Annotated in this window: 18 protein-coding genes; 15 read left to right on the forward strand and 3 right to left on the reverse strand. The window is 42.4% G+C overall.

Annotated elements, in window-relative coordinates; all coding sequences use genetic code 11:
• Nucleotides 1–419 precede the first annotated feature (419 nt).
• The 9 genes from F6J90_RS24560 (at nt 420) to F6J90_RS24600 (ending at nt 19,103) form a co-directional block, all read left to right on the forward strand.
• Complete coding sequence (locus F6J90_RS24560; RefSeq protein WP_293099413.1) at nt 420–6,395, forward strand: SpvB/TcaC N-terminal domain-containing protein; 5,976 nt, start codon at nt 420–422, stop codon at nt 6,393–6,395.
• 3 nt (nt 6,396–6,398) lie between these two features.
• Nucleotides 6,399–7,919 carry an RHS repeat-associated core domain-containing protein gene (locus F6J90_RS24565; protein ID WP_293099415.1) on the forward strand — a complete coding sequence of 507 codons (1,521 nt, stop codon included), beginning with the start codon at nt 6,399–6,401 and terminating at the stop codon, nt 7,917–7,919.
• Between the two features lie 66 nt (nt 7,920–7,985).
• A complete protein-coding gene (locus F6J90_RS24570) occupies nt 7,986–8,573 on the forward strand; it encodes a hypothetical protein (protein WP_293099416.1) in 588 nt (195 codons plus the stop codon).
• 406 nt (nt 8,574–8,979) lie between these two features.
• Complete coding sequence (locus tag F6J90_RS24575) at nt 8,980–9,483, forward strand: hypothetical protein (RefSeq protein WP_293099418.1); 504 nt, start codon at nt 8,980–8,982, stop codon at nt 9,481–9,483.
• A 10-nt stretch (nt 9,484–9,493) separates the two neighbouring features.
• Nucleotides 9,494–17,125 carry a neuraminidase-like domain-containing protein gene (locus F6J90_RS24580; protein WP_293099420.1) on the forward strand — a complete coding sequence of 2,544 codons (7,632 nt, stop codon included), beginning with the start codon at nt 9,494–9,496 and terminating at the stop codon, nt 17,123–17,125.
• A 194-nt stretch (nt 17,126–17,319) separates the two neighbouring features.
• Nucleotides 17,320–17,451: a hypothetical protein gene (locus tag F6J90_RS24585; protein ID WP_293099421.1), complete on the forward strand. Its 132-nt coding sequence runs from the start codon at nt 17,320–17,322 to the stop codon at nt 17,449–17,451.
• Nucleotides 17,421–17,774 carry a DUF433 domain-containing protein gene (locus tag F6J90_RS24590; RefSeq protein ID WP_293099422.1) on the forward strand — a complete coding sequence of 118 codons (354 nt, stop codon included), beginning with the start codon at nt 17,421–17,423 and terminating at the stop codon, nt 17,772–17,774. The genes F6J90_RS24585 and F6J90_RS24590 overlap by 31 nt, the downstream gene beginning before the upstream one ends.
• Before the next feature lie 147 nt (nt 17,775–17,921).
• A complete protein-coding gene (locus tag F6J90_RS24595) occupies nt 17,922–18,071 on the forward strand; it encodes a hypothetical protein (protein WP_293099425.1) in 150 nt (49 codons plus the stop codon).
• The gene (locus tag F6J90_RS24600; RefSeq protein ID WP_293099428.1) at nt 18,072–19,103 is read left to right on the forward strand and encodes a cation transporter; all 1,032 of its coding nucleotides are present in this window, start codon (nt 18,072–18,074) and stop codon (nt 19,101–19,103) included.
• Here F6J90_RS24600 and F6J90_RS24605 read toward each other — a convergent pair.
• Complete coding sequence (locus F6J90_RS24605; RefSeq protein ID WP_293099431.1) at nt 19,038–19,223, reverse strand: hypothetical protein; 186 nt, start codon at nt 19,221–19,223, stop codon at nt 19,038–19,040. The genes F6J90_RS24600 and F6J90_RS24605 overlap by 66 nt on opposite strands.
• A gap of 3 nt (nt 19,224–19,226) precedes the next feature.
• Here F6J90_RS24605 and F6J90_RS24610 point away from each other — a divergent pair, with 3 nt between their 5' ends.
• The 3 genes from F6J90_RS24610 to F6J90_RS24620 all read left to right on the forward strand — a co-directional run bounded on the left by F6J90_RS24610 (nt 19,227) and on the right by F6J90_RS24620 (nt 20,161).
• Nucleotides 19,227–19,367, forward strand: a complete 141-nt coding sequence (locus F6J90_RS24610; RefSeq protein ID WP_293099434.1) for a hypothetical protein — start codon at nt 19,227–19,229, stop codon at nt 19,365–19,367.
• Nucleotides 19,337–19,513, forward strand: a complete 177-nt coding sequence (locus tag F6J90_RS24615; protein WP_293099436.1) for a hypothetical protein — start codon at nt 19,337–19,339, stop codon at nt 19,511–19,513. The genes F6J90_RS24610 and F6J90_RS24615 overlap by 31 nt, the downstream gene beginning before the upstream one ends.
• A gap of 426 nt (nt 19,514–19,939) precedes the next feature.
• Nucleotides 19,940–20,161 carry a hypothetical protein gene (locus tag F6J90_RS24620; RefSeq protein WP_293099438.1) on the forward strand — a complete coding sequence of 74 codons (222 nt, stop codon included), beginning with the start codon at nt 19,940–19,942 and terminating at the stop codon, nt 20,159–20,161.
• Here F6J90_RS24620 and fumC read toward each other — a convergent pair.
• Nucleotides 20,064–21,458, reverse strand: a complete 1,395-nt coding sequence (fumC, locus tag F6J90_RS24625) for a class II fumarate hydratase (protein WP_293100749.1) — start codon at nt 21,456–21,458, stop codon at nt 20,064–20,066. The genes F6J90_RS24620 and fumC overlap by 98 nt on opposite strands.
• 440 nt (nt 21,459–21,898) lie before the next feature.
• Between fumC and queD the strand changes: the two genes are divergently transcribed.
• On the forward strand, nt 21,899–22,291 hold the full coding sequence (gene queD, locus F6J90_RS24630; RefSeq protein ID WP_293100752.1) for a 6-carboxytetrahydropterin synthase QueD: 393 nt from the start codon (nt 21,899–21,901) through the stop codon (nt 22,289–22,291).
• A 199-nt stretch (nt 22,292–22,490) separates the two neighbouring features.
• On the opposite strand, the gene F6J90_RS24635 is transcribed toward queD, so the two are convergent.
• Nucleotides 22,491–23,216: a CPBP family intramembrane glutamic endopeptidase gene (locus F6J90_RS24635; RefSeq protein WP_293099441.1), complete on the reverse strand. Its 726-nt coding sequence runs from the start codon at nt 23,214–23,216 to the stop codon at nt 22,491–22,493.
• 808 nt (nt 23,217–24,024) lie between these two features.
• Here F6J90_RS24635 and F6J90_RS24640 point away from each other — a divergent pair.
• Nucleotides 24,025–25,353, forward strand: coding sequence for a VCBS repeat-containing protein (locus F6J90_RS24640; RefSeq protein WP_293099443.1), 1,329 nt, complete (start codon nt 24,025–24,027; stop codon nt 25,351–25,353).
• 390 nt (nt 25,354–25,743) lie between these two features.
• A complete protein-coding gene (locus F6J90_RS24645) occupies nt 25,744–26,598 on the forward strand; it encodes an ASPIC/UnbV domain-containing protein (RefSeq protein WP_293099445.1) in 855 nt (284 codons plus the stop codon).
• Nucleotides 26,599–26,665: the final 67 nt, after the last annotated feature.

The following is a 26,665-nucleotide window of genomic DNA, read 5'->3' on the forward strand; positions in this document are numbered from 1 at the left end:
TATAGCGTTTATAAATGAGATGTAAACCTAGGTTTGATTGGAGAATAAAAATCCAGATCTCTTTCCCCTCTTGCGTTTTGCCTTTTGCCTCTTGCCTTTTTTAGCAACTCGTGGGTTTACAACCCAGATGAAAACGCTAGACTAACCAGCTCCTCCTTAACAACACTACAGCCATTATTGTAAAGTATTGTTACAGAAATGAACACTTCTGTTGATAATATTGCTAGTGTATAAACGCCAGCAAAAAAAGAAGAGTGCTGACCTAAAGATAGTCATAAAAATATAGGTATTTGTGGTGTATAAGCCTGAAATTTGTGCATGTTTATAGAGAACACCAATGCTGTAATATTTATTTAGGACAAGATTAAAATCAGCATCAGGGTCAAGAGTACAATGCCTAAACTCTAAAACTTACCCCTATGGAAAACCAAATCACTGCGACTCAGCTTTCTCTCCCCAAAGGTGGAGGAGCAATCCAAGGTATAGGAGAAACATTTCAAGCTTCAGAATTCACTGGAACCGCTTCCCTATCTATTCCGATTGGGACCTCCTCCTGTCGAGGATTTGAGCCAAAAATTAGCGTTGATTACAGTTCTGGTAGTGGAAACGGAAGCTTTGGTTTGGGGTTCAATCTGTCTATCCCGAATATTTCTTGCAAAACGTCAAAGGGACTGCCACAATACGATGGCTCTGATACTTTTCTAGTTTTTAATGGAGATGATTTAGTTCCGATTGTAGGGGGTAAGCGAGAGGCGATCGCAAACAATATTAAATACACGGTTATCTCTTATCGTCCCCGTACGGAAGGATTATTTGCCCAGATTGAACAGTGGATTTCACCGCAGGGGGATTATTTTTGGCGGGTAGTCAGTAGTGATAATGTTACTAGTATTTTTGGCAAAACCGAGAATAGTAGAATCTTTGATCCAGAAAATCCTAGTCATATCTTTGAATGGCTGCTATCAGAAACGTTTAATCCATCAGGCGATCGCGTTGTCTATGAATACAAGTCAGAAAATATAGATAACGTACCAAATGACCTTTGCGAAGTCAACCGCAGCCAAACTGCTAATAAATATATTGAACGAATCAAGTACGGGAATGTTACTCCCTTTCAAGAAGGGCAAAATCAGGCAGAACAATGGTTGTTTGAAGTGGTATTTGATTATGGCGAGTATAATCTAGACTCCGACACCCCCTATAGTCCAGTTCAATCATGGACTAATCGCCAAGATTCTTTTTCTACTTACCATGCTGGGTTTGAAATTCGCACCCATCGGCTGTGTCGCAGCATCTTGATGTTCCATCGCTTTGAAGCAGAATTTGGTAGTGAACCAATTTTGGTTAAAGCGACTCGTTTCTCTTATGATGAAACGCCCATAGTTAGCCTGATGACTGGGGTTGAGTCTGTTGGTTATAGCTATGATAATGGCAAATATCAACGAAAAAGTTTGCCGCCTTTGGAGTTTAACTATACCGAATTTAAACCAACAAATCACGCCTTTGAGCCTCTGTTGTCAGAAAAGGGTGAGTTTTTACCGGGATTAGATTTACCTCCGAATTATTCTCTGATTGATTTATATGGGGAAGGTATTCCGGGAATTCTCTACAGTGACGGAAAGACTACTCTTTATTGGGAGCCGGAAGCCAAGGAAAACGGAAAGGATGGAGCCGCAGTCAGCTATAGCCCACCCCAAACTCCCCAAGCTTTCCCCATTGAACGCAATGTCCAGGGGGCTACTCAGCGATTGATGGATTTGACCGGAAATGGTCAAATGAATTTGGTGGTGAGTAGGGGAACGACTACTGGCTATTATGAAGCGAATAGCGATCGCACTTGGCAGAGTTTCCAGACATTTCCTTCGTTTCCCACCGACTTTAGCCACCCAGAAAATCAACTGTTGGATATGACAGGGGATGGTTTGACGGATATTTTGCGGATGGATAGCGATCGCATTTGGATTTATCCAGGTAAAGGTAAAGAAGGCTTTGGTAGCCCATTCAGTCGAAATAAGAAAAATGACATTCCTTTGGTTCGGAAGGGGTCAGAGTCGGAAATTTGGCAATTTACGGATATATTTGGCACTGGGATGCAGCACTTGGTGCGCGTTACTAATGGTGTGGTGGAGTGCTGGCCAAGTTTAGGTTATGGCAAGTTTGGTCAGCGGGTGCTGTTGGATCATGCTCCCCGTTTTGGCAAGCAGATGGACGCTTCACGGTTATTTCTCGCAGATTTGGATGGTTCTGGTACGGCTGACTTGATTTATGTCCATTCCGACCGGGTGCAGATTTGGTTTAACCAAAGTGGGAATAGTTTTAGTGAACCGATAACTATTTATTTACCGAGTAAGTGGGAACAGTTAAATCAAATTCGTTTTGCTGACGTATATGGCAATGGTACAACTTGTTTGGTGTTTAGCGACAACCATATAAAACCCCGCCACTGGTGTTACGATTTTTGTCAGCGTCGCAAACCCTATTTGTTAAATGAGATTAACAACAATCTGGGGTCAAAATCCACTATTACCTATTGCAGTTCCACTAAGTTTTACCTGGAAGATAAGAAGAAGGGTAACCCTTGGATTGTTAATTTACCGTTTCCGGTGCAGGTGGTGGAGAAGACGGAAAGTTTCGATCTGATTTCCGGTTCCAAAATGGTTAGTTCCTATGCTTATCATCACGGTTATTATGATGGGGTTGAGCGGGAGTTTCGCGGTTTTGGTTTGGTTGAGCGTAGGGATGCGGAAACGTTAGAGGATTTATTGAAAGGTGATACCTCTAGCCCCCCTAGCCCCCCAACTTTGGGGGGAACAGGATTTCAAAGTCCCCCAAACTTGGGGGATTTAGGGGGCAAAAATCTGATCGGGGAGAAAAATGTATCTAGCCCCCCTAGCCCCCCAACTTTGGGGGGAACAAGATTTCAAAGTCCCCCAAACTTGGGGGATTTAGGGGGCAAAAATCTGATCGGGGAGAAAAATGTATCTAGCCCCCCTAGCCCCCCAACTTTGGGGGGAACAGGATTTCAAAGTCCCCCAGGATTGGGGGATTTAGGGGGCAAAAATCTGATCGGGGAGAAAAATGTATCTAGCCCCCCTAGCCCCCCAACTTTGGGGGGAACAAGATTTCAAAGTCCCCCAAACTTGGGGGATTTAGGGGGCAAAAATCTGATCGGGGAGAAAAATGTATCTAGCCCCCCTAGCCCCCCAACTTTGGGGGGAACAAGATTTCAAAGTCCCCCAAACTTGGGGGATTTAGGGGGCAAAAATCTGATCGGGGAGAAAAATGTATCTAGCCCCCCTAGCCCCCCAACTTTGGGGGGAACAAGATTTCAAAGTCCCCCAAACTTGGGGGATTTAGGGGGCAAAAATCTGATCGGGGAGAAAAATGTATCTAGCCCCCCTAGCCCCCCAACTTTGGGGGGAACAGGATTTCAAAGTCCCCCAGGATTGGGGGATTTAGGGGGCAAAAATCTGATCGGGGAGAAAAATGTATCTAGCCCCCCTAGCCCCCCAACTTTGGGGGGAACAGGATTTCAAAGTCCCCCAGGATTGGGGGATTTAGGGGGCAAAAATCTGATCGGGGAGAAAAATGTATCTAGCCCCCCTAGCCCCCCAACTTTGGGGGGAACAGGATTTCAAAGTCCCCCAGGATTGGGGGATTTAGGGGGCAAAAATCTCAGAGAGGAAACAACAGATTTTTATGTACCGCCCATATTAACTAAAACTTGGTATCATACCGGAGCTTGGCAGCGTTATGATTCTTTGTCTCGCCAGTATGAAAAGGAGTATTTCCAGGGGGATAGTCAAGCTTATCAATTCCCGGATAGTATCTTTGCAGATTTGCATGGGGAAGTGGATGCAGAAACCAGTCGTCAAGCGTACTGGACGTTAAAAGGAATGGTGCTGAGGGAAGAGGTTTATGGTTTAGATGGTTCTGAGTTGGAAGATAAACCCTATGCTGTGACTGAAACGAATTATCACGTTAAGTTATTACAACCTAAAGGGGAGAATAAATATGGGGTTTATTTTGTTGAACCAAGGGAAACTCTAAGCTATCAGTATGAGCGTAATGCTGATGATCCGCGCATTAGTCATCAATTTGTTTTGAAAGTAGATGACTATGGGAATGTGCTTCGTTCTTGTACGGTGGCTTATGGAAGGAGACAACCCACCCCTAACCCCTCCGAGGAGGGGAACAAGATACACCCTGAGCAATTAAGTTTGAAGGTTGTCAGTGAGGATAATCAGTTTATTAATATCACCGGAGAAGATATTAATTTACTAGGTGTTACTCTGGAAAATAAGAGTTATGAAATTACTAATCTTGCTTTAAAGTCTGGTGAGCAATATTTTAGTTTCGCTGAAGTTGATGATTATTTAGAGCAGGTTTTAGAGTCTTCTAATTTATTGACTTGGCAACGTCATTATTATTGGTCGCCGGAATCACAAAAATCCTTGCCATTGGGAGAAGTTAGTCCGGAAGCTTTGCTCTATCAAACTGAAGTTGCTGAATTTGGTAAACAAGAGGTTCAAGAAGCATTTAGCAGTGCCTTAAATCAAGAAAGATTAGAGGATTTACTTTCTAGGGAAGGGGGATATCAGCTTAAGGAGAATTATTGGTGGAATCCAGGATTAACCCAAACTTACAATAGTGCAGACAAATTCTTTTTACCCCAAGCGACAATCGACCCCTTTGGGAATGCTACTACTTACGACTATGACCGTTATCATCTGCTTACTGTTAAGGTGACGGATGCTTTAAATAATGAGATGGTGGTGGAAAAGGTCGATTATCAGACGCTTCAAACCCAGCGAATCCGGGATATTAATCAAAATATTTCTGAAGTGCTGTTTGACCCCATGGGGATGGTAACGGTTACTTCGTTTTATGGCACTGAAAATGGGGAGTCTCAGGGTTTTGCAGCACTGGAAGACTATCAGGTTAAGGAGTTGCCTGAGTTAGCAGAATTGATGGCGAATCCCCAGGATTATTTACAGGGTGCTGCTAGTTATTTCTATTACGATTTGTTTGCTTGGAAGGATAGGAATGTTCCGGTTCATGCTGTTAATTTAATTGCGGAAGATTATCCGAATAATGGTAATGCTCGAATCCTAACCAATATTTCCTATAGTGATGGGTTTGGTAGGGAGTTACAAAGTAAGGTGAAGGTGGAGGGTGGACTGGCGTTTCAGTTCAGTCAATCTATTCCCCAGGTACCGGATTTAGATCCCCCTAAATCCCCCTTAAAAAGGGGGACTATGACTCAAGCCTCTCCCAGTCGGGGAAAAACCCACCCCCTACCCCTCCCAAGAGGGGAGTCGGAGGAGCGCTGGTTAACGTCTGGTCGCACAGTTTATAACAATAAGGGGAATCCGGTTAAGCAATATGAGCCTTATTATCTCAATACCTATGAATATGTGGATAATGAAACCCTTAATCAGTTTGGGGTATCTGATACTCTATATTACGACCCCCTAGAACGAGTAATTCGCACGGAGACTGCTAAGGGATTTTTCAGTAAGGTTGAATTTACGCCTTGGTCAGAAAAGAATTATGATGTCAATGATACGGTAAAAGATTCTAGTTTCTATAAAAATTTCCTGGAAAATTATCCAACTAATCCTACCGAAGCGCAACGGAATGAAAGGGATGCTTTGGATAAAGCTGCAGTATTTTATGATACTCCTGTAATTAGGATAATGGATAGTTTGGGTCGGGCTTTTATGGAAATTGATAATGGCTTAACGTCTTACTATAACTATGATATTCAAGGACGGTTACTTGAATCTATCGATCCTCGACTCTATGCTTCTAATCTGACTCAGGGAACAGCTTATTATAATTTTCGATATCGCTATGGGCTGAGAGTAGGTAGTGAAGAAGAACCAGTAAATCCTTTGGTTACAGACAGCACCGATGGAGGAGTTAACCTCAGTCTGGATAATGCTATGGGTAACCACTTATGGAATCGCAGTCCCAGGAATTTTGACCAGGTCATTTATTATGATGAGTTGCAACGAAAGGTCAAAATTAGAACTCAAGGTATCAAGAATGATGGCACTGTTGCTACTGATAATGTTGTTGAAACCTTCATTTATGGGGAAAGCCAACCCAATGCAGCAGACTACAACTTGCGGGGACAACTTTATCAACTACGCGACCAATCTGGATTAATTACTAATAGCGGTTATGATATCCAAGGAAATATGCTCGAAACCAGTCGCCAGTTAACTAAAAATTATCAAGATTATGTAAACTGGGATGATAAGGTTGAGTTGGAAGAAGAAATTTATACTCATCAATTGGCTTTTAATGCAATTCAACAGTTAATCGCTGAAACTACTCCAGATGGTTCTATTAAGACCAATAGTTACAATCGCTTAGGGTTGTTATAAAAGGTGACAGTAACATTACCAGATGGCACATTACAGCCCATTATCGATGACATTGAATACGATGCTAAAGGTCAAAGGGTTGCTGTTTCCTATGCCAATGGAGTGAACACAACTTATAGCTACGAGGAGACTACTTGGCGTTTAATTAAGCTGTATAGTACTAGGTCGAATCGCGATCGCAACGGAAAAGAACGCAAATCTGTGATTCAGGATATCGTCTATACCTATGACCCGGTGGGGAATATTACTCGTCTCAAGGATAATACTTATGCAACGGTTTTCTACAACAATCAAAAGGTAGAACCCCTGTCTGACTATACTTATGATGCCCTATACCGTTTGATTGAGGCAAATGGCAGGCAGCATCCGGGGATTAATGCCAGGACTCATCAAGATAATGACCAAGATGGGGACTTTAAGCAGAGTAAGTTTATTCCGCTTAGCGATCGCAATGCGTTGGAACAGTATCGGGAAAATTATACCTATGATGATGCTGGAAATTTAATTAAAACTACCCATATAGCATCCAATTCCTGGACGCGGACTCAGGAAATTATGCCGGATTCCAATCGGTTAAAGTCTGTTAGCAGTAATAATGGGTTTACTGATTCCCTACCTATTACTTATGACCGTTCCGGAAATCAGCAACAGCTTAATGGTAATAGTACAGTGAGCTTGACGTTTAATTGCTGTGAAAATTTAGTTAAAGCTGGGATTATCGAACGTGAGGGACAGCCGGATGATAGCGATTATTATACCTACGATAGTGGGGAAATGCGAACTCGTAAGGTGTCGGAGCGTTTGGTAAATGGTGGTGCTGTGATTCAGAAGGAATCAAAAATTTATTTGGGTAATTATGAAGTCAAACGTTTGCACAATGAAACTGAAAATGGGGAAACAACTATCCTGAAACGGCAAACCCTAAGAGTAATGGATGGTGAAACCTGTGTGGCGATTTTCCATTATTGGGAACAGGACGATTGGCAACGGGAAGTTGAGCAAGTAGGGACTAGAAAGCTGCGTTATCAAATGGGTAATCATCTGGGTTCTGTGGCTTTGGAAGTGGATGATGATGCTCAGATTATCAGTTATGAGGAGTATTTTCCCTATGGGGGAACGGCGTTTATTGCTGGTAAGAATCAGCAGGAGGTGAAGCTGAAGGAATATCGCTATAGCGGGAAGGAAAGGGATGATGGTACTGGGCTTTACTATTACGGTGCGAGGTATTATGCGCCTTGGTTGGGAAGGTGGTTGAAGCCAGATCCGGCGGGGACGGTGGATGGATTGAATTTGTATGGGTTTGTGGGAGACAACCCGATTCATTGGGTTGATTTCCAAGGAATGTCAAAAGAAGTAAAGAAAAAAAACGATGGAAAAGCACACGGATTGAGGAGTAGAACTGGAACCAATAATTTACTTGAGCCAAGTGATGCCTACAAAAAGGCATCAGCACTAGCAAATGAATTTGATAAATCCCAAATGAAACCTGGTGGCACCGGCGTATTTGGAGGGTACAAGAAATAAAAAGTTGATAAACTTAAATCTCTGAAATTCTTTGACTACATAAAAAGTAATGACCCTGAAAAGATAATGAATTTAAGCAAGGAATTCCTTAACTATAAAAAGCTAAATCCAAGAAGCAAAAAAATCAGTAAACCACTAATTGATAAAGCGCGTAAAACCAATGTAAAGATAGTGTCGGAAGATCTGGATGAAGGGAATGGAATGTTCACACTAAGCCTCCACGCAGCCAATGATGTGGCGGGAATAATAAATACGAAACAAAGTGGAGAGTGGAAAGCTTTGGGAGCGAGGAAGTACGCATTGATAGCAAAAAGTCTAGACAACGAACTGCCGAATAAAATGGACAGAGAGTACGTGAAAGAATATCTAACGAAGCGATTAGACTGGCAAGAGAAGTACAAGACAGTCAAAAAAACCAAAGAGATAAGAAAATTTATGAAAAACCTAAACCCGAAGGCAAAGGAAGCAATCCAAGATATGTTAATAGTGCAGATGGCAGAGCTAACCAGAGCCAAGGTAGGAGGAAAGGGCTATAATTTAGTGTTTGAAGCAATAAATCATACAGTTAAACAGAGCTACAAGGAAGTATACAGTAGCCATGCGAGTAAATATGCAAAATTCGCGCTAAAAGGAGGAGCTATGGTTTTCAAGTGAAAAAAAGGAGATAAAGGGCCAATCCCGATCTAGTATACAAAAAACATCGAGATAAAAAACAAAAAGAAAAATAAAAAAAAATCCTAAAAAAGTCCGGATGAAAAAAAAAGGAAGGAGTAGAGGATGTAATACCGCATAAAAACCCGATACGAATCACCCAAAAAACCAAAAAAGAAAAGAACGTTAAGGGCAACGAAAGAGAATGGTGGGTAAAGTGCGATCGCCCGCTCTTGTAGGGTGCGTTAACGACAGTGTAACGCACCGAAATCAAACTAACCCACCCCTAACCCCTCCCAGGAGGGGAACCGGAGGGGAACCGGAGGGGAACCGGAGGGGAACCGGAGGGGAATTGAGCCAGACATTACTAAATTAGAACAGTTCAATTAACAAAAACCAGGAAACTAAAATGACAACTATTAAAGTATCAGACGCTCGCCTTAATTCCTTATACAATCAAAACCCCGATTTTGATATCCTTCAATTTAATTTTCGCAATGGTCAAGCTGACAATTTAAACTGGGACAACTTAGATCGAGAAACAATTCTAGAGCTATTAAAAAAATACCAGCGATTATTACGGATAAATCCAAATCCAGAAATTGCCAAAAAGCTGCTTAATGCACTAACGCCGTCAGAATCCAGCACCATGAGTAGTTCTCTAGCAGTACCGCAAACTCAACCCACCCCTAACCCCTCCCAGGAGGGGAATGAGTCGGGGAATGAGTCGGGGGTGAGTATTGATTCTGCTCATGGGATCGCTTCTCTAACAGAAGAGCAATTTGTCAAATTGCTGCCTGGGGAAGAAGCAACAGCCAGACAAATGCACCAAAAGGCGATTGACATTAAAGCCAAAACCCAACTGCTTTGGGCAAGCAAATATGAGAGATGCAGTGGCTTCTCCTCATTTTAGATCCATGGGGGTGAGTACAACACAGGAAAGCGATAATGCTGCACTCAGTCACGATATTCCTAGCTATCAAGAAATGTTTGGGGATCTCGACTATATCGACTGCGAACATTGCGGTTCTATTTTTAGTGCTGCGGCTTATATTGTCGATTTAATGCGGATAGTTGACCAATATATTACGGAACCATATCAAGACAGTATTAGCCAAGCAGGGGGTCTAACCTTAAATCAGCGTCGCCCGGATTTAGCAGAAATCGAACTAACTTGCGAAAATACTAACAGTTTTATACATAATCTACAAATTATTAATCGCATTTTAGAGGCCCGAGTAAAAACAGCTTTGGGAAGCGAAGATGCATTGCTATCTCTAGGCACTATTACCTATCCATTTACTCTACCTTTTCATTTTCCTCAAGAACAAATCCGTAGCTATTTGGGACATCTTAAAACCAAGTTAGGGACTATATATAAAACTTTTGATGTTAACGAATTAGCCGTTGCTAGAGAGTATATTGGACTTTCCTTAGAAGACTATAATCTCATTACTAGTTCCCAAACTAACGAAGAAGAATTGAGGGAATTATACGGAATCGAAAACTTAGACAATCTTACTAATGTTGAGACATTTCTCAAACAAACAGGATTATCTCGAACAGAACTGCCCGAACTACTAGAGCAAAATCTCCATAAAACCGAACTTGAAGCGGGGTTAGCTCATAACTTCTATATCAATCAAGTTCTAGACGATAATCAAGCCGTTCAGTTCAAACAAATCACTGCACAAGAGGCGGATAATGGGGTAATTCCAACCATCGAAAACCTAACGACCGCAACCTTAGACCGCATCCATCGTTTCATTCGTCTGAGTAAAAAGCTGAACTGGTCTTTTACTGACCTCGATTGGGTACTGACCTCAATTAACGCAACCCACCCCCAACCCCGACCAGGAGGGGAGCCGACTGAAATTGACGAAGATGCAATTAAAAAGATTGCCAAAATTAAACAGTTACAAACTAAATATAAGCTACCTCTGGATGTTTTGTGCAGTTTCTGGCACGAGATGAAAACCATCGGCATTGGTAGCAATCATGAAAAACCACAAGATTTGTTTGACCGGGTATTTAACAACCCGTTTAAAAAAATTCTCCGTAACAAGTTTTTTCGTATTCAAGATGATAGTAAACAACTAGAGTTAACTAATCTCAATCAACAAGCTGAATATAATCCGATTTTGGGAAGGATATTGGCTGCTCTTCGATTGAATGTTAATCAATTAATTAACATTTTACGAGCAATTTGGGGAGAGGATAATACTGTTGAGTTAACCGTTGAAAATTTATCCCTGCTTTTCCGCACCAGCAAAATATTGCGATTACTGGGATTAAATAGTGAAGACTATCAAGTTTTATTGAGTTTCCTTGGCATAGAATCAATCAGTTCTCTTTCTATTGACCAATTTATCCAAATTACTGAGCTAGAAGAATGGGTTAAGTCATCTCAAATTAAGATTGATGAACTAGATTACATTCTTACTGGTAAACTTAGCTCCCATCTTGATATCGGATATTCGGAATCTGATATTACTGAGGGAATGAAATCATTATGGCAGTTAGCTGTTGATTCACTTATCAAACCCTCTGATTTTATCGGTGAAGAAATTGACGAGCCAAAATCATTAGAGATATTTCAAAAGTTATTAGAACATAATTACATTCAGGAAGTTACCAGCAATTACTATAATTTTGCCAAAATTAGCCTTGACGAGAAAATTGCAATTGTCCTGAATAGCGAAATCAAAAATGATCCGGAATTAATACAGGAAATCAGAAATCTCATAAATGACGAGAATCAGCTAGACGAAAATAAGCTTGAGAAGCAAATACAATATTTGCTTGAAATAATTCACAAAGCTGATGATAAACAGAAAGAAGAACTAAAACAGATTGCTTCATTTTTTTCTATTGAAGTTGATTTAGCCGTCAGTTTACTTGATTTTGCTTCTATTGCTACCCAGACTCCTGATTATGTTAGCTTTCTCCTTACTCCGGTGCAACAAGAACAAGAATGGTCGGAGATTGTTAAATTTTTTAAAGTTCTGTCAAGAATACTTATACTGACTCAGAAACTAGAACTTACTCCTACTGAACTTAAGTGCATCGCAGACAATAAAACAGCTTTCGGAATTGACGAACTATCCCAGTTAAGCATAAACAACATCCAAACAATTAATCGCTTTAAAGGATTAATTGCAGCTTTCAATGACGAAAAGGATAAATTTGTTGAATATTTTGCCTCTGTCTCTGGAAATGGAGAAACTAATCACATTGAGGAGCTTGCTAAGATTACTGGTTGGAAGTCCGAACAGATTTCTCTACTGGTTTCCCCACCAGAAAACCAAGAAAACAATCAGTTAAATCTTGTAGATCTTGGCAGGGATTTACACAAAACAGTTGAAGGCATCACCAAACTGAAACAGTGCTTTAACTTAAGTCACCACCTGGGAGTAAATATTTCTTGGTTTACTAACTTACTGAACCTGGAAAACTTGCCTGTTGTAGGAGAATCAGAAAATTGGGAACTCTATCAAGATGCTTCTCAGGCAGTTAGGCAAGTTGCCAAAGCTAAATATGATGATGAGGAATGGGTTAAAGTTAGCGAAAAACTTGAAGGTGAACTGAGCGAACGCAAGCGAGATGTACTAACAGCTTGGATATTATGGAAACAGAACTATGATAATTTGCGCCATCTTTCTCAAGAACTACTAATTGATGTAGAAACCTCCAGTGAAGTCTCGATTTCCATCATCAAAGAAGCAACTCTCGCCATTCAAACGTATTTACATCGCTGCAAAATGGGATTAGAACCAGGGGTAAATCAACTCGATATTCCCGAAAATTGGTGGCAATGGATGATGAATTACCGGGTTTGGGAAGCAAATCGTAAAGTATTCTTGTATCCCGAAAATTATCTCGATCCTAGTCTGCGTAAGATAAAAAGCCCGATTTATAAAGAACTTGAAGAGGAGTTACTACAATCAGAAATCACTCAGGAATCGGTAGAAAAAGCCTACCAAAACTATTTTGAGAAATTTACCGAAATTGCACAACTCAAACCAGCAGGGGGCTATCGCTGCACTGTAGAGAATAATTCTGAAGCGCAAGACACCTTATACTTATTTGGTCGCACTGCCACTGAACCCTATACCTATTATTACCGCGAGTTCATCAATCCCAAGGCGAAGAACCCAACCTGGAAAGCTTGGGATAAAATTGATTTGGTTATCAACTCTGAATACATTAAGGCAACCTATGCCTTTCACAAGCTGTTTATCTTTTGGGTAGAAGTCGTTCAAACAAAAAAAACAAAACAAAAAGGTAACAACCTGGAATTCGAGACTGAAACGGAAACTAAAGCCAGTATTAAGTATTCATTTCAGAAATTTGGTAAACAATGGATACAACCCCAAACCTTAGCCAAAGATATTATCATTGAAAACTACGAAAAACTTAATGAAAACCTGTGGCGTAAAGTAACGGCGCTGCCCATACCGGCTAATGATTCAGAGCCAGAAAAAATCCTAACCCTATTTGGAGATTTATTTGAGGAGGATGAATCTTATAGTACTCAAGACGAAAACCAGGGCATCTCTTTGACCATCGATTTGCTGCAAGAGAAAACAAATGTGAACTTGCAGCAATTACCCTCTAATGCTTTTCCCAGCAGATTACCAGTAATATCCAACAGTCAGTTGGAGGTGATCGCAACAGATAATGTTTTGTATGATAACTATGCTGACTATGCTGACGACTCCACAGAGCGTAACTTAATGAGGCAGAGGCAAAGGAAAGGACTGGTGGGATACTGGCCAATGAATGAGGGTAGTGGGAATGTGATCCACGATCGCGCAGGCCACAACAATGGGACTTTAGAAGGAAATCCCCAATGGAAAACAGCTAATGATTTTCCTGGTAATCCCTCCATAAATGTGCTGGAATTTGATGGAGAAGATGATTATGTCAAAATTGCCAATAAATCCTATTTTGATATTATAACCGATGCTATTACTATCTCGATATGGATTAAAGTTAATAGTTTTACGAAAAAGTGGCAAGCCATTATTACTAAAGGAGATGATAGTTGGCGCTTACATCGTTCTGGTAATTCAAATAAACTAAAATTTACCATTGATGGCATAGGAGGAGTTGAGAGTATAAGGGATATTAATGATCAAAAGTGGCATCATGTTGTAGGGTTTTATGACGGGAAAAAACTGAAAATTTATATCGATGGTGAGCTTGATAATTCTACTACTGAGAGTGGCACAATACCTAATAACAATTACAATGTTATGATTGGTGAAAATGATAAGGAAAAAGGAAGATACTTTCATGGACAAATTGCTGAAGTCAGCATTTGGAATGTAGCTCTTAGTGCCGAGCAACTCTTTAATAATATTCCATCCATCCCATTAATAACAAAAAATATATCTAAGTCCCATGGATCCGTCAGTGCGATTGAGAATCAACCAGGTTGGTTCACTTTTGATAACGGAGACGAGGCTTTTTTGGCTATTCCTCAGAAAGCGAATGGTTTCACACAGATCGACAATAGCTTAAAGGCAGTTACTCAAAATGGTACAATCACGCTATCCTATGATACTTCTGACGATCCTTCTGATAGTTCTAGTCAATCTGAGCTAAAATATACCTTCACCAGACTAACCACCACCACTATTCGACAATTAAGTCAAAAAATGTTTATCGGGGGTTTGGATAATTTACTGACCCTCGATTCACAACTAACTCCTGAATTAAATTTCCATCGCTTCTCTCCTACCGATTTTGTTATTTATCCTCACAGCAAGCGATTAGATTTTAATGGATCTTTAGGAATTTACTTCTGGGAAATATTTTTCCACATTCCCTTTTTAGTCGCTAATACCTTAAACTCCAACCAGCGCTTTGAAGAAGCTCAGAAATGGTATCACTACATTTTTAATCCTACATCTCCTAAAGAGCTGGTGGCAGACAAGCCAACCCATGAAGGAAGTAACGATCGCTTTTGGCATTACCTGCCATTCCGGGGCAATATCCTGCAAAAACTCCAAGAGTATTTAACTAACGATGCTGCGATCAAAGACTACAATGATAATCCTTTCGACCCCCATGCGATCGCTCGGTTGAGAATCGGTGCTTACGAAAAAGCGATCGTGATGAAATACATCGACAACTTACTGGACTGGGGCGATCAATTATTTGCCCAAGATAATCGGGAATCGATCAATCAAGCAACTTTACTCTATTTTATAGCTTACGATTTGCTGGGAGAAAAACCGGAAAACCTAGGAAAAAGGCGCTCGCCATCCCCGAAAACATTCCAAGAAATCAAAGAACAATATCAAAGTGCTGAAAATATTCCCCAGTTTTTAATCGAGCTAGAGAATCGAGTTAATGATACTACCCCCAGAGCGATAACCAGCGCACCATTTAACGATCTTAATACCTACTTCTGCGCTCCGGAGAACGAACAATTTATTGCCTATTGGGAGCGAGTAGAAGATCGGCTTTATAAAATTCGTCATTCCATGAGTATTGAAGGAATAAAGCGACAACTAGCACTATTCCAAGCTCCGATCGACCCAGCCCAACTGGTTCGGGCAGTCGCAGGGGGAAGAACACCTCTGAGTGTGGTTTCCCAGTTAACCCCTGCGGTTCCCAACTATCGTTTCGATTATATGCTGGAGCGAGCCAAAAACATCACATCCACCCTGATTCAACTCGGCTCATCTTTATTAAGCGCATTGGAGAAGAAAGATGCCGAAGAACTAGCATTACTCAGAAGCAGCCACGAGCAAAGCATCCTGAAACTGATTACCACAACTAAAGAAAAGCAAATTGAAGAGGCAAAGGAAACTTTGAACTCTCTTAATGAGAGCCTTGAATCAACAACACATCGGTATGACTATTATCATAAGCTCAATGACGAGGGATGGTCTTCTGGTGAGATAGCTGGTGTGACTCTTATGAGCAGTGCATTAGCTTCTCAATCAGTTGCCACTGGCTTGCTTTTTGCATCTTCTCCTGCTTATGGAGTTCCTACTATTTACGGACTTGCAAATGGAGGATTTGAACCTGGCGCTGTTGTCCGTTCTCAAGGTGAAGCTGCTCAAAACATAGCATATGTACTGAATCAAAGCTCTGGGTTAGCTGATAGAATCGCCAGTTATCAGCGTCGTGATCAAGAATGGGAATTTCAGGAGAAATTAGCCGAAATTGATGTTCAGCAAATCGAAGATCAAATAGAAGCCCAAAAGATTCGACAAGCCATTGCCGAACAAGAACTAAAAATTCACAATAAAAGCATCGATCAAGCCAAAGAAATAAAAGACTTCCTCAAAGATAAATTTACCAACAAAGAACTATATCAATGGATGGTTGCTCGCCTATCTATCCTCTACTTCCAAACCTACAAAGTTGCTCTGGATATGGCAATGGCAACCCAAAGTGCTTACCAATACGAACTCAACAAAGACGACACCTATATTAACTTCGATTATTGGGACAGCTTGAAAAAAGGATTGCTAGCTGGAGAAAGTTTAATGTTAGGTTTAACCCAACTAGAAAAAGCCTACATTGAAGGGAATGTCCGCCGTTTTGAAATTGAGAAAACTATCTCGATGCTACAACTAAATCCCCAAGCTTTCCAACAATTGAAAGAGACAGGAAAATGCGAATTTGAATTGAGTGAAAAACTTTTTGACTTCGACTTCCCCGGTCATTACGCTCGTCAAATCAAAACCATTGCCGTTTCCATCCCCGCAGTTGTAGGCCCCTATCAAAACATCAAAGCGACCTTAACCCAAACCTCTAACAAAACACTGCTACAACCAAATGTTAATGCAGTTGAATACCTACTAGCTGGAGGGGACAACCCACCAGACGAGTCTATTTTGCGCTCAAATTGGCGACGCAATCAAAAAATTGCCATTTCCAGGGGTGCTATGGATAACGGCTTGTTTGAACTTAATTTTTACTGGGATACCCGCTACCTACCCTTTGAAGGCACAGGTGCAGTGTCTACCTGGGAACTCAGTTTACCCAAAGCAACCAATCGCATTGACTTTGACACCATTTCCGATGTGATTATTACCTTGAGTTACACCGCTTTAGATGGAGGGGATAAATTCAGGAAAGATGTCACAAATTTAGAGCCATTACAACGCTATTCTGAGGCTTATTATTTCAACCTCAAACAAGCATTTCCAGGGGAATGGCATACTTTTATGAATTCAAACACAGACACGAATTCGCAAAAGTTGACATTCCCCATCTCTTCTGAGATTATTCCACCTCACATCGAAAATGCCAAACTTACAGGGATAATCCTTAAACTTGATGCTCCTAATGTCTCATCACCTTTGGATTTTGCCACTATTACTCTTGGAGAAAATCCTATCATTAATCAAAATGATAATTCAATTAATGAAAGTGTAGCAGATAATTGGTTTGGGGATTGGGTGATGAATTTCGACCTAAATAAAGTTACCGATGATTTGAAAAAGGATGGATTATTAAATCCTGAAATTGTCAAGACTATAGAATTAATCTTGATTTACGAAGGCAAGATAGACTATAGCGGTTTCTAGCCTAATCAGGTACACAGGATTTTTTCCCTGTTCCCCTCCCAGGAGCAGGGATAGGTTTTTTACATTTGGGTCGGAACCCACCCTGATGAGCTTTCCCCCACTCGCGCTTTGCATCAAGACAAGGTCAAAAACTGTAATCCTTGTTTACAATTGATTTAGAAACGCTATAATTCAAAAGAACTTCTACCTGGTAATTGCAAATTGTTATAGCAATCCCTGTAGTAATTGTGATAATTTTTATTCCCTACTCCCTAATCCCTAATCCCTACTCCCTACTCCCTACTCCCTTTGCTATATGCAAATCCAAGACTACTTCAACTTCCTAGCCTCTGACGATATCCGCATCAAAGGCAGCCGCATTGGCATCGAAAGTGTCCTCTACGAATACATCTATCGTGCCAAAACCCCCGAAGAAATTGCCGAACAATTTGAGACCATTACCCTAGAAGAAGTCTACGCCACCATCCTCTACTATCTACACAACAAAGAGGAGGTCAGGGCTTACTTGGCTGACTGGCTAGAGTTTTGCCGTCAACAACGAGAAGAGCAAAAACGTAATCCTTCCCCTGCACGGCAGAGGTTTCGCCAATTAAAAGCAGAAGCAGATGCTCAGCAAGAGTCTACCAAATCAGTTAAGGCTTTAAGCTAAAACGCATTTGACATAGGTTTTAGGTAAGCATTCAGCTATCAGCTATCAGCTATCAGCTATCAGCTATCAGTTTTTGAATAAAACAGAAGCATTGGTTTAATCTGAGTTACGTCAGCTGACAGCTGACAGCTGACGGCTGACGGCTGAATGCTTACCCCGACTCCCGACTCCCGACTCCCGACTCCCGACTCCCGACTCCCGACTCCCGACTCCCGACTCCCCACACCCCACACCCCACACCCCACACCCCACACCCGACTCCCCAAAACCATTGAGAACTGCCATAAAATGGCATAATTGCCTGATGCCTCAATAAATAATAGGGTAATCCAAGATAATGTGAAGGTAATCGACATCTGTTACCTTCAGGCCATGACCGAAGGACCAAACCGCGATCAGACTAGTCGTCTGGTATTATTCATTACCCTCTGGCTCAGCTTGTTTGTTTTATCAGTCAAGGTGTCAGCAGCTTGGGCTACCCAATCGCTCAGTCTGATGGGGGAATCCCTGTTCACCCTATTAATTTGCTTTAATACCCTTGTCAATTTGCTGATGATCACTACCTATGACAATTCGCCAGATCTGTCAGTCTATGGTCATGGTAAACGGGAAACGGTGATTACCTTTGTGCTAATTGCCTTTTTCGGCTTTGCTGGGGGAAATTTGTGCTTACTCTCCTCTCAGCAGTTACTAACCCTGATTCAGGGAGGAACCTTAACTATTGGTGTCCGGCTCAGTTTACCCTTAGTACAGCTGTTGGGAGCAGTATTAGCCATGAGCCTCGGTTGGTCTTGCCTGATGGTTTACCAAGCTAGAGTGGTCAGGAGTCCTACCCTACGCTTTCAGGCCGCTCAAATGCTCCAGGATGTGGGCTTAACTATACTAGTACTCGGTGGGCTTTGGGGCGTTTCCCAAGGTTTCCTATGGCTGGATCCACTGTTGAGTAGTGTGCTGGTGCTCTTTGCCGGGGCAAATTGTTGGCAAGTTATCAATTGGCAATTGCCCCTGCTAGTCAAACAAAATCCCATTGATCCAGAAGCGATCGCTAACATAGCCCATCAAGTTGGAGGTGTCACTCGCTGTGATCAAATTCAGTGCCGGGGTGTTGTAGGACGCTTCATGTATGTTGAAATGCATTTGGTAGTGCATCCAGAGTTTTCAGGAGTGATTTCCCTGATTGCTGAACGGATTCAGGGGGGAATTCAAGAACGCTACGGACCAGTACAAGCTATTTTCCACATCGATGATGACTTAACCGAATCCTTACGATGGAATGGCTCGAACCGTAACCAACAAATCAACGGTAAAGATGAAGGAGATGGGGAGTAGGGAGTAGGGAGTAGGGAGTAGGGAGTAGGGAGTAGGGAATCGGGAGTCGGGAGTCGGGAATTGGGAATCGGATAGTGGTGTAGGCGTTGGTCTGGTCAAGGTTTCGGGAGCTAAAATCACGACTTGTGTACCACTACTGATTTTTTGCCTCTTGCCTCTTGCCTCTTGCCTCTTGCCTCTTGCCTCTTGCCTCTTCCCTTCCCCTCCTGGGAGGGGTTAGGGGTGGGTTCCTCTTGCCTCTTGCCTCTTGCCTCTTGCCTCTAGCATGCATGCCTTTTGCCTCTTGGCTATTCCCTGTTCCCTATTCCCTGTTCCCTATTCCCTATTCCCTATTCCCTATTCCCTATTCCCTATTCCCTATTCCCTCGAATAAACTATCCTACTATAATAGTTTATTGCCCAAAAATTAATACTTAAGCAAACAGCTGCTAAAGTAAACAGAATGTAGGTGGGAGCCATCACTACTCCAATCATCAACCAACTATACACATGGAATAGCATTGCAAAAGCTGGGATGCACGCAACTAAAGCAGCTTTCCGCACCTGAACTTGGGGATAACCAATCACAGTGAAAATGATGGTTTGTAAGGTCAGCAGCAAGTTAGCAGGAACTAAAATGGCACAGATGGCTACACAATGGTTACGGGAGAAATCAAATAGGATATTAAAATCAAACATTGTAAAATTGCTTAAGATTATCCTTATCAGTTTATAGTTAAAGGTTTCTGGGAATTGCTTAATATAGCATTTACAAATCTCCGGGTGCATCTCCTAAAAGCTGTTTGACCCGGTGGTGCGTTACGGGACGGACTGTCCCAACACTGGCTAGCGAGAACATGAGGGCGAGCCCGTCCCTAACGCACCCTACTGTCTTCCCACACTTCCCCCTACTCCCTACTCCCTACTCCCTACTCCCTACTCCCTACTCCCTACTCCCTACTCCCTACTCCCTAAGAATCACTAATCAAAGGGATACGCCATCCGATAAGGATCAACAATTTGGTCAAACTCAATCGCAGAAACATAGCCTAATTCTAAGCAAGCTGCTTTCAGGGTAAGGTTCTTCTCAGAAGCATGGTGCGCCACTTCTGCAGCTTTGTCGTAACCGATGATTGGACTCAAAGCAGTGACTAGCATCAGGGACTGTTCCAAGAAATACTGGATTTTCTCTCGATTCGGTTCTAGTCCCTTGAGCAGGAAGTCAGTTAAATTGTTGCAGCTGTCAGCAAGTAGATGGACAGATTGGAGCAAGTTGAACACAATCATGGGCTTAAAGGTATTCAACTCAAAGTGCCCCTGAGCACCAGCAAATGCGATCGCACTATCGTAGCCCATCACCTGAGTAGCTGCCATAGTCATCGCTTCGCACTGGGTCGGATTAACTTTTCCTGGCATAATCGAAGACCCTGGCTCATTGGATGGCAGCTTCAGTTCCCCAAATCCGCACCGTGGTCCACACCCTAGGAAACGGATATCATTAGCAATCTTCAATAACGAGCACGCTAGGGTTTTCAGGGCACCGCTAGCCATAACCATGTCATCATGAGCTGCTAGAGCCGCAAACTTGTTAGGAGCAGACACAAAGGGCAAGCCAGTCAACTTAGCAATATGCTCAGCAGACTTTTCTGCAAACCCCTTGCCAGCATTTAACCCAGTCCCGACAGCGGTTCCACCAATCGCCAACTCGTACAAGCCAGGAAGCACAGAGTCTATCCGTGTTAAATTAGCATCTAGCTGGGCAACGTAACCGGAAAACTCTTGACCCAAGGTTAACGGTACAGCATCTTGAAGGTGAGTGCGCCCAATTTTCGCTATATTATCCCATGCTTTCGCCTTCTCCTCTAGAGCATCCCGCATTTTCCTTACCTTGGGCATCAGTCGCTCATGAAAGGCTACCGCTGACGCGATGTGCATAGCTGTGGGAAAGGTATCATTAGAGGATTGGGACATATTGACGTGGTCATTGGGATGAATGGGTTTTTTGCTACCCATCACCCCCCCAGCTAGTTCAATAGCACGATTAGCAATCACCTCGTTCACGTTCATGTTGCACTGGGTACCACTACCAGTCATCCAAACACGGAGAGGGAAGTTACCGTCTAGCTGGCCTTCGATGACCTCAGTTGCTGCTTCAATGATTAACTTAGCTTTATCCTCTGGTAGTTTACCCAGTTCAGAGTTAGTCAGAGCAGCCGCTTTTTTCAGAATAGCCATCGCTGTTATGACTTCCGCAGGGATAAAGTCTTGTCCAATCGAGAAATATTTTAGCGATCGCTGAGTTTGAGCGCCCCAATACCGATTAGCAGGAACTTCGATTTCCCCCATACTATCGGTTTCTATTCGCATCTTAGTCATCAATGATATCAACTCCCCTTGCTTCCTTCGTTTATGGTATAGCACAGGGAGTAGAGAGTAGGGAGTAGGGAGTAGGGAGTAGGGATGCATGGCTTTTATCGTATTTCATGCTATGTTTAAAATAGCGATAGATATCAGCAACTTTGCTAACCGTTTATGGCTATATCAAAACTTGATTATGATTTACCAATCAATGATTAAAATCAATCTTAATTTATCCTAAATTTTTACCATAATCCGCTCTATTTTATCCGGTTACCTGTTCCCTGTTATAGTATTTGTCTAGATTCCCTCTTATGATTAGGTTAAACTCAATAGAGTTTTTTAGATGAAGAAGTGTAAGAAAATTCTAAATTCTAAATTCTAAATTCTAAATTCTAAATTCTAAATTCTAAATTCTAAATTCTAAATTCTAAATTCTAAATTCTAAATTCTAAATGATGGAAGAATGGTTAAATTACAAGGAGTTTCGGTTTGAAGCTGCTCATCGCCTTCCCCATCATGAAGGCAAATGTAGTCGGTTACATGGCCATAGCTGGGTCGGGCGAGTTTATGTCAAAGGTAATCAACTGATTGAGGAGGGTTCCAAACAGGGGATGATAATGGACTATGGAGATATCAAGACCTATCTCAAGCCTCTGTTAGATAACTTTTTGGATCATTATTACCTCAATGAGACAACTAACTTGGAGAATCCTACTAGTGAAGCGATCGCTAAGTGGGTTTTTGAGCGACTTGAAGAAGCCGGTTTACCGGGATTGTATGCCGTTGAAATTCAAGAAACTTGTACCTCTGGTACGCGATATATGAAACCTAATATCAAGTCCGGTTGAATACCCATAATAAAAGTCTGGGGAGGGTGGGGAGGTGGGGAGATGGGGAGATGGGGAGATTTGTATTAAGGATAATTATCCTGAGTAGACCTCTTGCAAAAGTAGTTTTCTGATAGTGTTTGCGTCAATTGTTGTCCACTGTTCCCTGTTCCCTATTCCCTGTTCCCGACTTCTGGAAGAAGTCTAGTCAATAGCTTAGCTACCCAAATAGGAGTTGCCAACCGACAAATGCGATCGCTAAATCTGCAAGAATATGACTAAGATAACCAGACCAGATCGAACGGTAGGTTAGATAGCACCACGACCATACTGCCCCAGCCATGAACACCCCTAATGAGCCAAGTATGACCACCAGCCAATCCTGGGTATAAAAGGTTAAAGCAATAATGTGATGCAGGGTAAACAGCAATGCACAAAGAAATACTGACCCAAGTCCCGGGATGAGAATCTGGCACTTGCTCCAGACAAACCAACGCCAGATATACTCTTCCAGGAACGCATTAATCAAAGTCCAATACATCGCCCCGAGTACATAAATGTATGCACTAGTTATGCCGACTTCTTGGGCTTTAGTGCGAAGATCCGTCTGATCAATCCAGTGCTGACCGAAAAGCCAATAAGCCCCAAGGATGATCCCAAACATCACCAGTCCCAAAATAGTTCCAGTCAACAACTCCTGCCGCTTCGGCCAGGATAAACGTAACTTGCCACGATCCACCCAGAAAAACCACGCAAGAGGCAGTGCTAGTAACCAGACTTTGCAACATGAGAATACTGCCTGCCCTAATGATCCTGGAGCAATATATAGTGCCATTGCTACACCGATACTCCCAGCAGGAACTAGCAGTACCAGAGCCAATAGGGGATTTTGACCAGAGTTAGTCTTGAGCATTGGAAATTCTCCGGTGGTGACTTTATTGGTCATGGTAGAAGCTTTGCTGCAAACTATCGGTAAGTTCTGTGCCAGTTGTACAAGTCTCCTAAGGTTTTAGCAGTAGTGGTAAAGTTGTAGTAGTTTAAGCTTAGTCTGGTCAAAATAACGGGAGCTAAAATCACGAATCTTGATCAATTTAAAGTTTTTGTAAATTTTAATTAAATTGAAAAATTTTTGTTTCACTTAGATCTAAACTTTCTGTTAGATATAAATCAGCCATTCAAATCAACTAGTTGATTTGACGCTACTAGGTTAAGCCGTAAGTATTCAGCTATCAGCCGTCAGCCATCAGCTAATCAACGGGAGGTAGTAAACAAGCTTACGGGCTGGTACGGTTGGTTGAAAATCTCTGCTCGTTTTACTCATCCGACTCCGTTCAGTTAAACCGCCTGCTAGCTGCTAGCTGATAGCTGCTAGCTGATAGCTGATAGCTGACGGCTGAATGCTTACGTTAAGCCTAGGTCAGCGCCTCACACTTACAGTTAATGGTTAATTGTTAATGGTTAATTGTTAATGGTTAATTGTTAATGGGTAATTAGTAATGGGTAATTAGTAATGGTGCCAAACTCATACCGATCATCATTTATCAAAAACTATTTACTATCGACTGTACTCGCTTCATTGGATAGCCCAATTTTCCTGATCAGTTACACTCCCCATAGTCTTAACCTAGGGCTAAGGAGTAGTAGTTTATGGTGTTCTAGATTTTGGAAATAATTGACATGAAATCTAAAACATAACGATGAAAATCACTAAGCTTATATTCGCTACTTGCTTGGTAAGTGGCTTACAGCCTCTTTTGTCACCGTCTGCAGCTTTCGCTGGTCTAGTTAATGCTTCCCTTGAGCAAGAGAAAACCGCTGTTGATGGTAGTGTCACCTTTTCTGATCTGGCTGCAGGGGATAATGCTGGGATTACCTATCGTCGTCTCCCCTCACCACGAAACGCCATTTTCGATGCATTAAAACAACAGCCAATATATACCTTTGAGGACATACTTACCACGCCATGGAGAGCTCGTGGGGCTCCTGGGGTGGCAATTCTAGATTTTGATGGCGACCACGACCTCGACATCTATGTCACTAATGGGCCTGGTGCTAACAACAGTCTTTACTCCAATCAGTTACAGGAAACTGGTCAGGTCAAATTCTTAGATTTAGCCTCCTCCGCAGGGGTCGCTGCTTTTAATCAAGACAGCAGTGGTGTTGCCTATGGAGATATTGATAATGACAGCGACCTTGACCTATTGGTTCTCGGAACTGGTCAACCCAATCAGCTTTTCGAGAATCAGGGAGATGGCACGTTTATTGACATTACTGAAACCAGTAGTATTGGTGGCGGTTCTAAGTACTCTAGCTCAGCCTCCATGGGGGATGTCAATGGGGATGGACTCTTAGATATTGTGATTGGCAATTCCTTCACAAACTGGGACGATCAAATCCCCATTTTTAGGGAACCCTTTGCCAGAAATGAGCATAATCAGCTATTTTTAAACACTGGCAATAACGTTTTTGTAGACGTCAGCGATAGCTCCGGCATTACAAATCTGGCTGGTTTCCCTGAAGAAGCAGCAGGCTCAGCTTCCATTACCTGGGCGATTGCCATGGTGGACTATGACCTAGATGGAGACCTTGATATTGTCCATGCAGATGACCAAGCCGCTGTTCCTAATGCAGAACAAGGTGGGGTTGATCGCGGTTTGATTCACATTCTTAATAATGACGGCACAGGACACTTTACTGATGTGACCGTAGAAGCTAACACAAACCAAGACGGTTCATGGATGGGTCTTTCCTTCGGTGACCTGAATAGCGATGGCAACATGGATATTTTTGCCACCAATTTAGGGGACTATGCTCGCAATAGTCCTTTACCCCCAGGCTCATTGACATCTCGTTGGTTTTTGGGGCAAGCGGATGGCAGCTTTACAGACCCCGGTGTGGGTGAGCTGGTTACTACGCCCTTTGGCTGGGGAACCTCGACAACTGATTATGACAACGACGGTGACACAGACATTATCTTTCACGGTGGTCTAGATTTCTCGTCTCGGGTAGATGCGTCCAATCCAGGTGTGATTCTAGAAAATGATGGTACTGGTAATTTCACTTACCGAAAAAATTGGGTTTAAAGCCCCGTCCTTATAGGACGGCTTGATTTTTTAGCTAAAACTTGACAGTTTTCACAGAGCGTGTTATAATTATATTATAAATAAAAAACTAAAAAGCTAGATAAATACTATCTAAAAATAAGTAGGCAACGTAAAAAATATGTATCAGATGCATATTGCGTAATTTGGTCTAACGACTTAAACGTCTATGAAAAAAATTAGATTAAAAAAGTATCTATCTATATAAAAAAAAACCGATGCAGCGCGGTCTTGGGGGTTTCCCCCACTCGCGCTTTGCATCAAGACAAGGTACGGTGGGGCACACCGAAACCTGGGTCATAGACCCTCTACGCTTGGGGAGAGGAGACCTCTATTTTTCCTGGCTCCGGCCTGGTTGAACAAGTCATCTCGTTGAATCAAGAATCCCCGTCCTTCCAGGGTGGGGAGTGTCAAGATGCCAATGCACTGGCTACTTCTACCAACCACACCCGACGCAATGTTCAGGGCGTAGCGGTTGGCGATCTCAACCATGATGGTTTCTCTGATATCGTTTCGGTGTCTAACTTTGACTCCCCCGAACCCATACCCCTACAGCCCTATCCCTTCACCTATGGTTCACCGTTTGACGAAACAGCACTGTTTGTACCCACTTTCGTTCCCACTGAAAACCCTGGAGAATTTGTTTGGAGTGGGTTGGAACTACCAGATGGTACCCTCTCTGTAGAAATCAATAGTGCCGATAATGGTAACGGCTGGGTGGAAGTGCAAGGCATAGGCACGGTTGGTCTCACACCCGATGGTCATGTCAATCGTGATGGCATTGGCGCTGTGTTTTTCTTTACCCCAGACAATGGTCAGACAGTGATGCAGCCAATTCTAGGTGGCTCAAGCTATGCCTCCCAGGATAGTTTGGCTGCCAACTTTGGTCTTGGGTCGAGCCTCCAAGGAACTCTTGAAGTACTCTGGCCCGGTGGAGTTCGCAATCGACTCTACAATGTTAGGAATTTTGAACGACTGTTGTTCCCCGAAATTCCCTGTAGCTTTGATGGGTACTGGTCTAATCGACTAGAATATGAAACCTGTGTCGATACAGCACTCACAGACCTAGTTAACACAGGTGTTCTCCCTCGTCAACAAGTAAGTCGGTTCTTTGAGAGTGCGATCAGAGCCTTCAACGAATCCCAAACGGTTCCTGAACCCTCTACCATCATGGGCTTAGGTATCCTTTTGGGACTTGGCTATTTGTCCAGAAAGCATGATAACTGATTAATATCAAGTCCGGTGGGCGATAGGAAGTCGCAGATAGGCGCTCACCGGACTTGATATCACCAGG

This window comes from Moorena sp. SIOASIH (assembly GCF_010671925.1).
Classification (GTDB): domain Bacteria; phylum Cyanobacteriota; class Cyanobacteriia; order Cyanobacteriales; family Coleofasciculaceae; genus Moorena.